A 15,878-nucleotide genomic window follows, 5' to 3' on the forward strand; every position below is an offset into this window, starting at 1 on the left:
TCATTGAAAGTATGATGTGTCTGTCTCACTAAGGTTCCAAGAATGTCTTTTTCTGGTCGGTCTCGCCTGCTCGCGCTTTCTACTTCTGTAGCGTGCTTTATCCCAACCCTTTCCATTGCGCAGGATACACAAAGTACTTTTGCAATTCCGGCACAAAAACTAACCGGTGCCCTCATGGCTTTTAGTCGGCAGACGGGGCTCCATATCGCGTTTGACGGCAAAATCGCAGACAACCTGCGTTCTGCCCCTCTCTATGGAAAAATGGATAATTTCTTAGCACTGCATAAACTTCTCGGAAAAAATACTTTCAAAATTGATGCCTCTAATAAAAATTTCATAACACTCCGTACAAAAACAGCAAAAAAAACTAAAAGCTCAGAACAGACTGCCGAGGACAACCTGACCGTCCAAGGTCATAGACGGGAACTCCGCACTAAACGCAATTTTGCCGGTGTGGTCGACACCGCTACCTATGATGACCTGTCTAACCTAGGCGGTGCCACCTCCATCGCCCAGATGCTTACGCAGCTACCGGGCGTTACGGGTATTCGTAACGGTGATGAACCCCGCTATATCAGTGTGCGTGGTGTTTCTTCCGACCTGAACCAAACCACATTAGATGGCATAACGGTTGCCAGTATCAGTGATGGCGGCAGCATCAGACGCCGCGTAAACTTACAGAACATACCGGCAGAAATGACTGGTGAAGATAGTATTTATAAAACTTTTACCGCTGAACAGGACGGTGGAGCCATCGGCGCGGTGATTGACATGAACCCCCGCAGCGCCTTTGACCACAAAGGCCTCTACAAATACATCAATGCTTATGGCATCTATTCGACCGAAAAAGGGTCTGCTGGCGCGAACAGGATCCCCGGCATGTCCCCTCACCTTGGACAAGGCGCGAAAGCCGTTTTTTCCGACAGATTTGGTAAAAACAAGGAATTTGGGATTATGACCTCATTCCGTTACCAAAAACGGACGCGTAATACGAGTAAGACCTGGCAGGAAGATAGTTACAACTATTACGACACGAAAGGTAAAATTCTTAAACCCAATGCATCCACCACGCCCGGCTGGAATGGCATGACCGCACCGCGTTATGTAGATGGCGGTAGCTACTCCAACGATCTGAATACGTTAGGGGGCGCGGCCCGTTTGGAATGGCGTCCAAAAAATACCGGGCTTAGTGCTTCTGTTATGGGATACGCCTACCAGAGGTGGGAAAATTCCTTTATGGAGCACAACGAATATCTTCTTGATGATACGGGGATATGGAATCAAACACCGACCAGCGGGCGCGAATATATTTACAGAGCGCGCACTATTGGCCGCAAAGATAACTGGAAAATGAACACCAATGGCGTTTTGGGCAATTTAAACTGGCACGATAATATTTCCACCCTTAAATTACGCGCGGGCTATACATGGGAAGATTACTTCAATCATGAGCCTTATGTCACAGCGCGAGTTTACCCCAGTGAAAAAGGCAATAAGGCCGTTTTTGCCGATTACACTATTGATAAAGAAAAAGTAGCAACGCTTACAGATATTAGCGATATGAATAAGCTGCTTAACAGCGGTTATACATTCCAGACGGTTCAGCAAGAGTATGACCGTGACCACGAAGGCGTTGCAAATGTACGCCTGGATTATACACGCAACCTTAACCCTGATTCTCATGGATTTGGGTTTGCCAGTGGCTTTGAATGGCGCAGCCTTGATGCGACCAATTCTTCGGACCAGCTTTGGTATAATCCGGGAGGAAGCGCTGCCTCCAGTATGTTTATCCCAGACATGAAAAATCCTAATGGACCGTTTTTTGATCTGACCCATTTTGCGTGGGATAAGCAAACTCTTGATGCTGATAAATCCCGCAGTTACACGCAACTTGCTTATTTCCGCTATAAAGAGCAACTTTTTGATGGATATGTGTCGCTCCATTACAAATGGCGGCATTCTCAGCTCATTGCCGGGGTTCGGGCGGACGCTGTGAAATTTAATGCGTTTATCCCTGAAACAGACGGTGCAAACGCAACAGGCAATATCAATAAAAAGAACGGCGGTTATATCAACCCGCTGCCTTCTTTAACCTTTGTGCATGAGTTTCCTCGGGATTTGATTCTCCACGCTGTCTACAGCCAATCCGTTGGCCGTCCGCAGCCGACGGATCTTGCACAGGCCGAGCAATATAGCTGCGGTAATAGTGATGATACGCAGGCAGGCAGTGTGAATTGCTCACTGACGCGCGGCAACCCTAACCTCCGCCCCCGTGAGGCACAGAATTTTGATGTTTCTATTGATAAATTCTTTAACCATAGGCGCGGTGTCTTTAGTGTCGCTTACTTCGACAAAATCATAAAACATGATATTTACACAACGAGAGCGACAGAGCTTATTAATGATGAACTAACGTATGTTAAACAGCCGCGTAATGCCAACACCTCTACTCTTATGGGCGTTGAAGTCTCGGTGGTTAATCGCAATCTTAAAGGCCCATGGAATCAGTCTTTTGACCTCAATGCCAGTGGCACATGGATGCGTGGCCGCATGACTTATGAGGGAGCAAATGTTTCCTATAAACTTCATGAACTGCCCGAGCAGCCAAAGTATATTTTCAACGGCAGCGTGACCTGGCACATTCCGCAAATACGTGGCGCTCTGAAAGCGTCCTTTTCTTACTCAGCAAAATATCTCGAAGGCTTGAATGATGATCCGACCCAAATTTATGGGTATGGCTCTCAGCCAAGTTTAGACATCGGCGCATGGCACGATATTACGGACAATTTACGCTTTAAATACGAGGTTTATAATCTGGCGGGGTCACATACACGGATGTATTACGGCAAAAACCTTAACCGCCTCGAAGCAAAAGAAAACTACGGTCGCAGCATCTATTTTGAAGTGGTGTATAATTAACGCGCTCTATTGAACCCTCTGCAACTTACTCTCATACGCTCCCCTCTCTTTTTAAATCCGTGGCCCTTCACGGGCTACGGTCCTCTGCCTCACACGCCCCTCCCCTTCAGCTGCCCCTTGGCAACTAACTATGCTGATGATGAGGCTGGTTCAGTCGAATCCTACGATCCTGAACAATAATACAGCACCAAGGGTGTGGAACTATTCCCCCTTCCCCACGTTGATATTACAGATCCCCTTCCCTTTTCACAAAGTGGGAGGCAGGTACTTTTCTCTATAAATCAAAGCGTTTTAACTCTTCTGTGCTGCCTGGAGACCGAGGTAAAAAACTATGCCTCATCAGCTCTCTCTCTGCTGAACGGCTTTCCTGATCGCCTATTCGTTATGCCTTGAAAAGTTCAGAAACAGACCTCAGGACGAGCACCTCATCTACGACAAAATTCCAAGACCAGCAGTCCGACTACGCAGAAGCCTTCAAAAAAACAAAAACCTTTCCCTCTTCAAAGTGGGATGACGGAGCAACAACATGGACGGCTCTACGGATTTTTCTCAAAATGCACGCGTCGGGTCCACACACCTTTCTTTTTGGCGGAGCTTGTTCAAGCCCGATACATCCTTTTACTGGCAGAACGACGGGACACCGGTGAAAAGTGAAATTTTCGGAATTGAGCGTCTTGAGGCCCATGCACGCAGTCTGGCTGTTGCTCAGACAATTACTTATAAATCCAAAACAAGCAGTTATCCGTTAAAACATCGACTTGCCGAAAATGGCGTTTTTCTTCGCAAGACAGATACGGCTATCACCGAAGCACTGCAGGCAGGGAAATTGCTGACACCCGCCGCTCAGTGGCTTGCCGACAATTATGCACTTATTGATATGCAGATCAGGGAAACAAGCCTTGATCTCTCTCCAGGTTACTATGCGCGGCTGCCTAAGCTGGCCAGCGGCCCGTTTGAAGGATTACCACGGATATTTGGTGTAACATGGGCTCTTGTCGCACATACTGACAGCCACCTTCATCAGGACATCCTTTGCCGTTATCTGCTCGCCTATCAAAGCGTGGCTCCCCTCACAATCGGAGAACTTTGGGCTGTTCCCATTACCTTGCGGATTGTACTGATTGAAAATCTGCGCCGCACAGCTCACGCCATTATCGAAAATAATAACAGTCGGCGCGCAGCCGACCTGCTTGCCGACAACCTTGAAAAAACCCGTAAAGACGAAGAACTCTCTATCCAAAAAGTTTTATCTCTCGTTGAACCAGAAAGTCTGACCCCGGCGTTTGTTGCCCGCCTTGTCCATCGGTCAAGAGGATTGGATCTGGAAAAGGATCCCGCTCTGGTCTGGCTAGAGCAGCGCATGGCAGACAAAAGTAGCAGTATTGAAAAAACAGTTCAGGATGATTTTCAGAATCAGGGGGCGTTCAATGCAACCGTTCGCAATATCATCACAAGCCTGCGGCTCATTACCGGGCTGGACTGGACGGAGATTTTTGAGCAGGTTTGTCTGATTGATAAGGCCTTCACGCATTATCCCAGCTTTACACAAGCTGATTTTTCAAGCCGGGACCTGTATCGCAAGGCCATTGAAGATTTGGCGCTTGGCAGTAAAGCCTCAGAACTCGAAATTGCTCATCGCGCCATTGGCCTCGCACAACAAGCACAGGACGCACACGCATCAGACCCGCGCAAAAGCGACCCTGGCTACTACCTTCTGATGGACGGACGCCTTGAGCTTGAGGCTGAATTGGGGTTTACACCTCCCCTTTCCAGAAAATTCGTACGGGACTTCTGCCATCGCGGTATTACAGGATATAGTCTTGCTATTCTCATTTTTTCTATTTTATTTCTCAGCATTCCCATCTGGATTTCAGAAAAAGAATATCCCACGACCTTATGGCTGGTCCTTGTGGTTATCTGCGCCTGTGTCCCAACGTCTGAGGCCGCTGTTGCCTGCATAAACAGGCTCGCCCTCCGTGCTGTCAAAGTTACCATGCTACCGGGTCTTGAGTTATTGCAGGGCATTCCGGACCATATGCGCACTCTTGTTGTCATTCCCGCCCTGCTGACTGATGCGAAAACAGTCAAAGAGCTTCTGGACCGACTGGAAATCCACTATCTGGCCACGCATGACAGAAGCGTCCATTTTGCCCTCCTCACAGACTGGAAGGATTGTGACACCGAAAGCAATCCTCATGATGGCGCACTGTTACATCAGGCCGTTGCCGGTATCGCCCTGCTCAATCAACGCTTCGGCCCCTCCGTAAACGGAGACAGATTTCTCCTGTTGCACCGCCGCCGGGTCTGGAGCGAGAGTGAGGGCGTGTGGATGGGATGGGAGCGTAAACGCGGCAAACTCCATGAACTGAACCGCCTGCTGCGCGGCGCATCAAACACGACATTTCTTGAGGATCAGGGCCGTCGTTTGCCGCAAAATGTCCGCTATGTTGTGACACTTGATGCGGATACACGGCTGCCTCTGGAAACGGTTCGGCGGCTGGTTGGCAAGCTCGCACATCCTCTCAATGCCCCCCAGTTCAATCCTGAGACCCGAAGGATTGAAAAAGGCTACGCCATCCTGCAACCCCGCGTGACGCCTTCTCTCCCCGTTGGGCATCACAGCACCGTCTTTCAAAAAATCTATTCGACATCGAGCGGGATTGACGCCTATTCCGCAGCCATATCAGATCTTTATCAGGATATGTTTGGAGAAGGCTCCTACGCTGGAAAAGGCATTTATGACATTGATGCTTTTGAAGCCGCTCTGGCTGATCGTGTCCCGGAAGGCACTCTTCTAAGCCATGATCTGTTTGAAGGCATTTTTGCCCGAGCCGCTCTGGCCTCTGATATAGAAGTCGTTGAGGAATTCCCGACCGATTACATGGTGTCTGCCCAACGGCTGCATCGCTGGACGCGCGGTGACTGGCAGCTCCTCCCCTGGATTATTTCCGGCACAACAAAAACTCCGCTACCGCATGACCGACTGTCCGGCATAGCGCGCTGGAAAATGGTTGATAACCTGCGCCGGACATTGTGTGCTCCGTTCACACTCTTTACCTTACTCGCCTGCTGGCTTCTTACGCCAGCGAATGCCGCCATCTGGACGCTTTTTATTCTCGTGATGGTCGCTCTTCCTGCATTCCTGCCTGTTCTGCCTTTTCTTTTCCCACGGCGGGAATGGATCACCTTTCGGAGCTATTTCAGCGTTATCACGTCACACCTCGTGACCGCAGCCGTCATGACGGCACTCAATCTTACCTTTCTGGCCCATCAGGCCTTTCTCATGCTTGATGCAATCAGCCGCACTTTCGTGCGCGTCTTCATAACGCGGCGGCTGCTCTTGCAGTGGGTCCCGGCCGCCCATACGGCAAACCTGCTCCAGTCAGGGATGGCAGAATATTACCAGAAAATGCTGGCAGCACCCATTTTTGCCGTCGTTCTTTCACTCTATGTGACATGGACAGATCCCGAGACACTGCTTTTATGCGCGCCGCTTGCCTGCCTGTGGGTTTTGTCCCCCGCTCTCGCCTTATGGACCAGCCGCTCTCCAATCATACCGTCCCAGTCACGCCCATCCAGAACCGATATCAGGACTTTACGCCTTACGGCGCGCAGGACATGGCGCTTTTTTGAAACATTCGTCACACCTGCCGACAATATGCTGCCGCCGGACAATTTTCAGGAAGACCCCAGTCCTGTTCTGGCCAGACGCACGTCGCCAACCAATATCGGCCTATACCTTCTCTGCGCCATCAATGCACGCGACTTTGGCTGGTCTGGCCTTCAGGATACGGTAGAACGACTGGAATCCACCCTGAAAACAGTCCGAAACATGGAGAAATACCGGGGGCATTTATACAACTGGTATAATACTGAAACTTTGGAGCCGCTGAATCCCCTCTACGTTTCTACGGTGGATAGCGGCAATTTCGCCGGGCATCTCATAACCGTTGCCAGCACCTGCTGCGAATGGCTTACGCAGGAAGCGGACCTCCATGACTGGCGGGCAGGCCTTTCCGACGCCATCACAATCGCCATTATGGAAATAACGTTTAAAAACGGAGTACGGCTGCAACTCACCAAACAGCAGCGCGTCCTTCTCAGATCTCTTGGAAAATTAAAGAATGCCATTTTATCCGCACCGGCAGACAAAACCAGCCTGACCCTCACGCACTTCTTGCTGCAGGCTAAAATCATTGCCGATCATGCAGTCCATCTTTTTCCGTTCCCGGAAGATCCATCCATAACCTCATCCAGAGACCCGGTCTTCTGGGCTTCCGCCCCTCTCCGCACTCTGGAAAGTCACCTGCGCGATTTTGATCAATCCCGAAAATCAGGCTTACCCGAACGCCTCCAAAATCTGAAACGTGAATCCCAACAGCTTGCCAATGAGATGGATTTCAGTTTTCTCCGCGATACATCACGCAAACTGCTTTCCATCGGCTTTCTTGTTCAGGACGATACAGCGGATAGCAACTGTTACGACCTTCTGGCATCTGAGGCGCGACTTGCTGTGTATTTTGCCATTGCCAAAGGGGACATTCCAGCACGGGACTGGTTCCGCCTTGGCCGGACCATAACCCCTTCCGGCAGTGGCGCGGCTCTTGTGTCCTGGTCCGGCTCCATGTTCGAATATCTCATGCCATCCCTCGTCATGCGTGCGCCCGTAGGGAGCCTGCTGCAGGAGACAAATGCACGGATTGTGCAGCGCCAGATTGCCTATGGGCAAAGCCGCAACATTCCGTGGGGTATTTCCGAGGCTGCTTACAATGTCCGCGACCTTGATTATACCTATCAGTATTCAAATTTTGGCGTTCCTGGACTAGGGCTCAAGCGTGGTCTGGCGCAGGATATGGTTGTGGCCCCCTACGCCACCCTGCTGGCCGCAATGATTGATCCTCAAAAAGCTGTTGCCAATCTCTCCGTTCTGGAAAAAACCGGCGCACAAGGGCGCTATGGCTTTTTTGAAGCGCTGGATTATACGCCCGAGCGCATCCCTGAGAACCAGACTGTAGCCATTGTCCGTGCTTACATGGCGCACCATCAGGGCATGTCCATTCTCGCGGTCGCCGATACGGTTCTGAACGGTATTATGAGAACACGTTTTCATAATGACCCGACCATGGCATCGGCTGAACTTCTGCTACAGGAGCGCGCTCCAGACAAAAGCGCAGTGGCCCGCCCGCTCCCTGCCGAACAGGCTATTCCCGCACCAGCGCCGGAAGCGACAATACGCGCAGGCCGTTACTATAGCACCGCTTACACTCAGGAACCTGTCACCCACCTGCTTTCAAACGGTCGTTATACCGTCATGCTCACATCCGCAGGCTCTGGCTATAGTAGCTGGCAGGGCATGTGCTCACACGGTGGCGGGAAGACCCCACACTCGATCAGTATGGGTCTTATTTCTATCTGAAAAATGTCAAAACGGGTTTTGTCTGGTCTTCTGGCATCCAGCCCTGTGGCACTATACCTGACGATTATCTGGTGGGCTTTCACGAAGACCGTGCAGAATTTTCCCGCCGGGATGGTGCTCTCACCACAACTGTAGACATCATGGTTTCAGCGGAAGATGATGCTGAAGTCCGCCACCTCACGCTCTCCAACGCAGGCCATGAGACGCAGGAAATTGATATCACATCCTATGCTGAACTTGCGCTTCTGACACAAGACGCAGACCTTGCTCATCCGGCCTTTACGAAACTGTTCGTTCAGACCGAATATCTTCCGGAAGCTAAAGCCCTTATTGCCACACGCAGACGCAGAACCCCGGATGAGCCAGAACTCTGGGTTGCCCATCTCGCTGTTTCTGCCCTTTCCGTCAGCATGGGAACAGACCGGGCAGACTTCATCGGTCGCAATGCAACAGTGCGGTCACCGGCCGCCATGACAAGAAAAAATACGTTATCAGGTCGCACAGGAACCGTTCTTGACGCCTCTTTCTCTCTTCGTTGCCGGATCGCTCTCAAACCGGGGACTACTACCCGCATTTCTTTCTGGACGATGGCGGCATCGACCCGGGAAAAACTTCTGGACCTGATTGATACACACAAGGATGCTGCCGCCCTTGACCGCGTGCGCACCCTGGCCTGGACGCAGGCGCAGATCCAGTTGCGCCACCTTGATATTAACCCGACTGAAGCTGACCTGTTCCAGCGTCTGGCAAGCCATATCCTCTTTGCTGGCTCCTCTCTGCGCGCATCGTCCGAAGCCATCAGGGTTGGCGCTGGCCCTCAAACAGGTTTGTGGGAACTTGGCATTTCAGGTGACCTTCCTCTCGTTGTTCTGACAATCAAGGAAAATTCCGGGACAGAGATCGTGCGTCAGGTTTTGTTGGCTCATGAATATTTCCGCCTCAAACAGCTTCCGATCGATCTGGTTATCCTGAACGACCATCCCTCTTCATATCTGCAAGACCTCCAGATCTCTTTGGAGAATCTGGTACGTTCTATTCCTAAAGCAGCAACCGGCGCCGGTTCCGTTCGTATTTTACGAACTGACCTGCTCTCGCCCGGCACCCTGACACTTCTGCTTTCCGTCGCGCGCGTCGTTCTCGGCACAAAAGACAGTCTTGCAGAACAGCTTGATCTGGCAGAATCTCAGCCAGCGCAGACACCGGCCGCCTTTCAGCCGCTTCCCATTGCTGGTCCCAGCGCATTTGGCACTCCACCTCTTCCAGAGCTGGAATTCTTCAATGGTTACGGTGGGTTTGCAGACAATGGAGAAACCTATGTTGTTCTGCTGTCCCCGGGCACCTCTACGCCTGCCCCATGGATTAACGTCATCGCCAACGAGACCTTCGGTTTTCTGGCCTCGGCGGAAGGAAGCGGGCACACATGGGCCCTGAACAGCCGGGAACATCAGATCACTCCCTGGTCTAATGACCCGGTCAGCAATCCTCCTGGAGAGATTTTCTATCTGCGCGACGAAGACACTCATACTCTCTGGAGCCTTACCGCCGCAGCACGCAGAGACGTCGCGGCAACCTACGTCACACATCATGGACGGGGATATACGCGCTACGAGCGGATCGCCCACGGCATTGCCAGCAGCCTGCTGCAATATGTTCCACCAGCAGACCCAATAAAGATCTCACGCATTCAGCTTCATAATCTTTCGGGGCAGTCTCGAACCTTGTCTCTTACAAGCTATGTAGAATGGGTTCTGGGAACATCCCGCACGAAAACCGCGCCTTTCATCACCACAGAAACTGACCCAAAAACCGGGGCTCTCTTTGCCAGAAATCAATGGGATGGGACTTACGGTTCCCGTGTCGCCTTTGCTGATCTCGGAAGCTACGTCACGACCGTTTCCGGAGATCGTAAGAGTTTTATCGGGCGGAATGGGTCACTGGACAACCCTGCCGCCTTTACCCATTCTGATGGCCTGAATAGCGTAACAGGAGCAGGACTGGACCCCTGCGGCATTCTGCAAACCCTGATTACACTGCCGGCCAACGGTCGCGTCGAAATTGTCTTTCTGCTTGGTGAAGCGTCGGATGCAACCGAAGCAAGACAGCTCATTCTGCGATATCGCACGACTGACCTTGATGCCGTTCTGCAGGCCGTTACCGAACGATGGAATGCTGTCTGCCATGCCATTCAGGTCAAAACTCCGGACAGGAGCATGGATATCATGCTCAATGGCTGGCTTTTGTATCAGACCCTCTCCAGCCGCGTTCTGGCCAGAGCGGGCTTTTATCAGGCCAGCGGTGCCTTTGGCTTCCGGGATCAGCTTCAGGATGGCATGGCACTCGCAACATCTTCTCCTGAGCGTGTCAGGGAGCACATTTTACGGGCAGCATCGCGCCAGTTTCCTGAAGGCGATGTGCAACACTGGTGGCTTCCTCAAACGGGTTCAGGTGTCCGCACCCATATTTCCGATGATTGTACCTGGCTGGCCTACACCGTTACACACTATATTACGACAACCGGAGACAAGACAGTTCTGGACGAGAACATAGGCTTTCTTGAGGCTCCTCCTCTGCCAATCACACAGCATGACCATTTTGCGGTTCCCGCCGTTTCTTCTGAAAAAGCAAGCCTCTTTGAGCATTGCGCCCGGGCGCTCGACCATAGTCTGACTGTGGGATCCCATGGCCTGCCGCTTATGGGCACAGGAGACTGGAATGACGGCATGAACAGGGTGGGAGAACAAGGGCGAGGAGAAAGCGTGTGGCTTGGCTGGTTCCTCTACACGACGCTGAAGATGTTCATTCCTCTGGCTCTTGAGCGGCATGACACTGTTCGTGCCACACTCTGGCAGAACCATACTGAAAAGCTTGCCAACGCTCTGGAACGTGCGTGGGATGGAGACTGGTATCTCCGCGCCTACTTTGACGACGGCACGCCTCTTGGCTCTCACAGGAACACGGAATGTCAGATTGATGCCATTTCCCAATCCTGGGCTGTTCTCTCTAACGCAGCCTCGCCTGAACGCACGCATCACGCCATGTATTCCGCCGTTGAACATCTTGTTCGGCCGAAGGATGGACTGATCCTTGTTCTTACACCGCCATTTGATAAAGCGCAGCCTGACCCGGGATACATCCGAGGCTACCCACCCGGTGTCCGGGAAAATGGCGGGCAATACACCCATGCTGCCCTCTGGACGGTCATGGCAATTGCCGCACAGGGAGACGGCAATCAGGCCCATGCTTTGTTCAGCATGCTTAACCCGATCCAGCATGCCCGGACACAAGAACAGGCGGACCGTTACAAACTGGAACCTTATGTGGTTGCTGCGGATATTTATTCCGTAGAGCCCCATACCGGACGAGGCGGCTGGTCCTGGTATACCGGTTCTGCCGGATGGATGCAGCGCACAGGCATTGAATCCCTTCTCGGCATCCGTATTCAGGGAGAAACACTTTTAATCACGCCCTGTATCCCACAGGACTGGAAGGAATTTGAAGTTCTGCTCCGCTGGCGCAGCAGTCGGTATCAATGCATCATCAAAAACCCCAAGGGTGTCAATTACAGCACATCACCGAGCCTGACCGTAGATAATATCCCTATGGGGAAAACAGACAGACTTGAGCTCAAAGATGATGGTGAAAATCATACAGTCATTTATTTACTATAATAAATAAAAACAACATAACCAGGCCATTCATCAGAATGCCTGGTTATGAAAATCTACTCTAAATATTTTGCGAGGCAGGAAAAGCCATGACTTGGCATTTTTCCCGCCTCTGAACATTCATGGATGAAAAGCGCCCGCAGTATCTGTCGCCACAGCATCATCCAGATCATCCGTGGCACCACTCACGCCCACAGCGCCAATAAGATACTGGCCGTTCATGACCGGGGCTGAACCCGGCACCGCGGTAATACCCGGAAGCGTTGTTAAAAATGCCTGATTCTGACTAACGCGTTCAGCCAGAACTTTCCCGCGCGAGCTATAGAGAGCCGCCGTGCGTGCCTTCTTGATAGCTGTTTCATCAGTTCCGGTCTGAGAATCATCCATTCGGATAAATGCCAGCAACCTGCCTGATCCATCCACAATGGCGATGCTCACTTTCATGTTTCGCTGCTTTGCAGCGGCTTCTGCCGCATTCAGCAAACTTTTTGCGCCAGCACTGCTCAACACAGTGCGCGTTAACACCTTGCTATCATCAGCGTGCGCCGCAGTCATTGTAGATAATCCCGCCAGAAGAGCCAAAGGCCCGAGAAATTTAAGTTTCATGTGACGTCCTGACCTGAAGAGGTTTTACTAACTCTTTTATGAAAAGCATTTTCCCTGTCGTGAGAGTTCAGTGGAAATGCTTTGCCGTATCCACAACAAGCGCCTGTTCCGCTTCGTTCGTGTCCCCGCTGGTGCCAATGCTCCCGACGACAGTCTCACCCTGCTTGAAAACTGCGCCGCCTGCTGACGGAAGGATACCGGGCACAAAGCCGATAGGAAGGTTCTGCGCGCGCGCTGCGTCAAAAAACTCAATCGTGTTACGGGCAAATCGTGCTGCAGATTTGGCTTTGGCAATGGAAGCCTCTACGCACCCTGCGTAAGCACCCTGCATCCGGATGAAAGCAACGAGATTTCCATCTGTGTCTTCAACAGCAATGCACAGCTTAAGGTGGCGGCTTTCAGCCAGACCAACCGCATAATGCGCCATATCCATCGCCGCCTCTGTCGTAATGTTGAGCTGAGGTGCTGTGGATGCAGACTGCGCAAACGCGGGTGACGCACACAAGAGTGTGGACGCAAACGCTGCAAGTATTTTTTTCATTGCAAAGGGTACCTTATGGGAGATGTTATTATTGACCCAGTCGTGACGTTTACTCTTTCCCTCCGCCAAGATTGCAAAATCGTAAACGTCACACAGTAGAAAATGCGATATAACGACCACCGCATCGAAAAACAACTTACAATCAGAACAGTATAAATCAAATCAATATTTTAAATATCACGCTTCTGTGATTATTATTTCTTTAAATTGTTCCTAAATAAACTTTTTATTTCAATTCCAATACACAACACAGAAGGCCGCCATCCGTCTGTTCACTCAGCATGCCCCTACGAACACATCAACACTTCAGTCTTCCGTCTTCACATAATCGGGTTGCGTTGAAACACAGACCGGCAACAGGATGCGGGGCATCCAGCCATGCGCAATAAGCCAGCCATCCAGTGAGAATTTTCCTGCACCGGCAATGGCAAAACTGGCGAAAAGCACAATCATCAGCATCGGATATTCCCACCCCCCGACCGGGGCATTATTCCACGTAAAGCCATCCTCAAAATGACGGCCATATTGATTGGCAATCACATAATAAAGCGCTGCCCCAACCCCAGCCAGCCGGGTCAGAAACCCCATACCGACACCAATCGCGATTGCCAGTTCACACAGGCCTGCGACAATAACGGCAGGACCACCGGATGAGAGCCCGAAACCCACAAACACCTGCGCCATATGATGGAAGGAGTCCGCACCTGCAAAAAGTTTTTCTGCAAAATGCCCGACCATATCAAATCCAAAGTAGATACGGATTGTCGCCATCTGCCACTGCAAATGTCCATTCCAGCCAGACGACCGAAAATGCGTCCAGTCATGAACCATGCAGTCAGCATAAAGGGCGAGATAAATCAGAAATGTGAGGCTGGAACTTGCCATACCAGGAAATGAACCATGGATAGCCGCAACCCGCCAACTGATAATGAAAGGCAGAAGTGCTCCCAAAAACCCAACCACAAAGCTTTTTGGCATGACAAAAACTGCGATGATCAGCGCAAGGATATCCAGCCCGATGGTGGAAAAACGTGCAAAATCGGGAATAACCGGCACGATAAAAGACGAATAGACCATTGTGCTGACAGAAACAGCCAGAGCCACCCACAGGAGCCAGAAGGGCACATAACGCGGGCTCAAGGCTGCAAAAGACGGAACCAAAACATTTGGCTTCATAAACATTGTTTTTCTTCTTGTGAAAGATGCCAAACCCCATGACCATGAATGGCAAGCTGTTTCTGGTCATGCAAAATGCGTGATCCTATCGTTAATTCTTCCTGCTGCATTCTCATAACGTCACATGGGCATTCACCCCCAATACCGCAGCATTTTTAACGCGCCCAGAGCCGCCCGGACGCCAGAAATACTGAAAATCCGGAGCAATATCGATCCCGTTGCTGACATGGACATTGTAAGTCGCATCAAAGATGGACTCCCGGCTTGCCAGGAGAGGTTTGTTGGGTGAGAGTGGATCCAGCAGAATAGTCCCCTGTCCCGGTTGCCAGATTGATTTCACATTCGGGCCATACCGCAACACGGACCACGTCAGGCCCAGCGCATCACGCGGGCGGCCTGCAAACATCCCGACATTTTCAACCCCCACATAAGCCTGATCCGAGATAATGGATATCCCGGACGTCACATGCGTATAGCCCCCCAGAACAATAAGCCCGCTATCTGAATAATGCCCGTTCCGCATCAGCATCTGATCGAATGCGACGTAACTGATCATCTGCCCGTGTCGCCACCGTGTTGGGTTGTCTGTCGTCGCATCGTTGTAGGCATGCGGTGAAGAATCCCACAACAGACCGGCTTTATAGTGACCATTAAGTCTGTGCCGCCCAAAAACAGGTTCATACCCCCCACCCAGAGCCAGCGTGACACCCGTTATATGGTCACCACCCCAGTCCGTCCCGGCTGTGCCGCCTTTGAGCGGACTGGTCTCATACGCACCAAACGTGATGTAGGTCGGCTTGGTGGGCCGCACACGCAAAACTGCGGACCAGGCCGTGCCGGGCCATGACGAATAGCCATCTGTCAATGTCGTTGCTCGAGGCTGGCTACAGGTCGCCTGCCCCATCACCAGACATTGCAGCGGGCTGGAATCAAAATCCGGTCCCGGCGCATACCGTCCTGCCGTCAGAATAATCCGGCCATGAAGCCATTTCTTTTGTGCATAGAAATACACAAGATGTATGACCACGTTCCCGCCTCCGCCATAGATCTGCTCCGGGTTGACCACCCCATCCTGCAGGGCATCCGTCGAAAGCCGTCTGCCATGACGCTGAACAACGGTAATTGTGGTTGTGAAATCCGGAATATTGAAGATCTTCCCCCAATCCAGATCCACCTCCATCGCAACCTGCCCTGCAAAAACCTGTGCCTTGCGCGTGCCTCCGGTAAGATTGCCTGCAAATTCCGACCAGTCATCCAGCAGAATATCAATGCCTTTTTTTGAAAGCGATGAGCGCCAGCGTCCAACTTCGCCTTCAAGAAGGTGCGTGACGGGCGGTGGAGGAGGATAGTCGGAATCAGGCGGTATCGCGTTAAGAATTTCTGGCCGGGCGCCCGGACCCGTCACTGTTGCCTGTGCCCAGGCTTCGCCAGCAGGAACCAGCATCGCAACCAGCAAAGCCACGATGAATGGAAAATACCGCATGACACGCGGCCACTACAGAGATGAACGGAAGTAAAACATTCTGAAACCTCTTTTATTTTTTTTGTTCTCGAT

General features: G+C 51.5%; 5 protein-coding genes and 1 pseudogene. 2 read left to right on the forward strand and 4 right to left on the reverse strand.

Annotation, left to right across the window (positions count from 1 at the left end; genetic code table 11):
• Positions 1-42 precede the first annotated feature (42 nt).
• Together HK23_RS11180 and HK23_RS11185 are read left to right on the forward strand one after the other, a co-directional pair.
• A complete protein-coding gene (locus tag HK23_RS11180) occupies positions 43-2,919 on the forward strand; it encodes a TonB-dependent receptor (RefSeq protein ID WP_086654016.1) in 2,877 nt (958 codons plus the stop codon).
• A gap of 526 nt (positions 2,920-3,445) precedes the next feature.
• Positions 3,446-12,003, forward strand: a pseudogene (locus tag HK23_RS11185) (GH36-type glycosyl hydrolase domain-containing protein).
• Between the two features lie 117 nt (positions 12,004-12,120).
• On the opposite strand, the gene HK23_RS11190 reads toward HK23_RS11185, so the two are convergent.
• The 4 genes from HK23_RS11190 to HK23_RS11205 all read right to left on the reverse strand — a co-directional run bounded on the left by HK23_RS11190 (position 12,121) and on the right by HK23_RS11205 (position 15,806).
• Complete coding sequence (locus tag HK23_RS11190) at positions 12,121-12,606, reverse strand: GlcG/HbpS family heme-binding protein (protein ID WP_063908574.1); 486 nt, start codon at positions 12,604-12,606, stop codon at positions 12,121-12,123.
• A gap of 67 nt (positions 12,607-12,673) precedes the next feature.
• Entirely contained in the window at positions 12,674-13,147 is a 474-nt protein-coding gene (locus HK23_RS11195) for a GlcG/HbpS family heme-binding protein (RefSeq protein ID WP_086654017.1), read from the reverse strand.
• Between the two features lie 306 nt (positions 13,148-13,453).
• On the reverse strand, positions 13,454-14,323 hold the full coding sequence (locus HK23_RS11200) for a DoxX family protein (protein ID WP_256940167.1): 870 nt from the start codon (positions 14,321-14,323) through the stop codon (positions 13,454-13,456).
• A 112-nt stretch (positions 14,324-14,435) separates the two neighbouring features.
• Positions 14,436-15,806 carry a carbohydrate porin gene (locus HK23_RS11205; RefSeq protein ID WP_086654019.1) on the reverse strand — a complete coding sequence of 457 codons (1,371 nt, stop codon included), beginning with the start codon at positions 15,804-15,806 and terminating at the stop codon, positions 14,436-14,438.
• Between the last annotated feature and the right edge of the window lie 72 nt (positions 15,807-15,878).

Origin of the sequence: Acetobacter malorum (genome assembly GCF_002153605.1) — a bacterium.
Taxonomy (GTDB): domain Bacteria; phylum Pseudomonadota; class Alphaproteobacteria; order Acetobacterales; family Acetobacteraceae; genus Acetobacter; species Acetobacter malorum_A.

Coding starts and splice junctions, on each gene's coding strand:
- HK23_RS11180 (WP_086654016.1), top strand. CDS start 43: ATGTCTTTTTCTGGTCGGTCTCGCCTGCTCGCGCTTTCTACTTCTGTA.
- HK23_RS11190 (WP_063908574.1), bottom strand. CDS start 12,606: ATGAAACTTAAATTTCTCGGGCCTTTGGCTCTTCTGGCGGGATTATCT.
- HK23_RS11195 (WP_086654017.1), bottom strand. CDS start 13,147: ATGAAAAAAATACTTGCAGCGTTTGCGTCCACACTCTTGTGTGCGTCA.
- HK23_RS11200 (WP_256940167.1), bottom strand. CDS start 14,323: ATGAAGCCAAATGTTTTGGTTCCGTCTTTTGCAGCCTTGAGCCCGCGT.
- HK23_RS11205 (WP_086654019.1), bottom strand. CDS start 15,806: ATGCGGTATTTTCCATTCATCGTGGCTTTGCTGGTTGCGATGCTGGTT.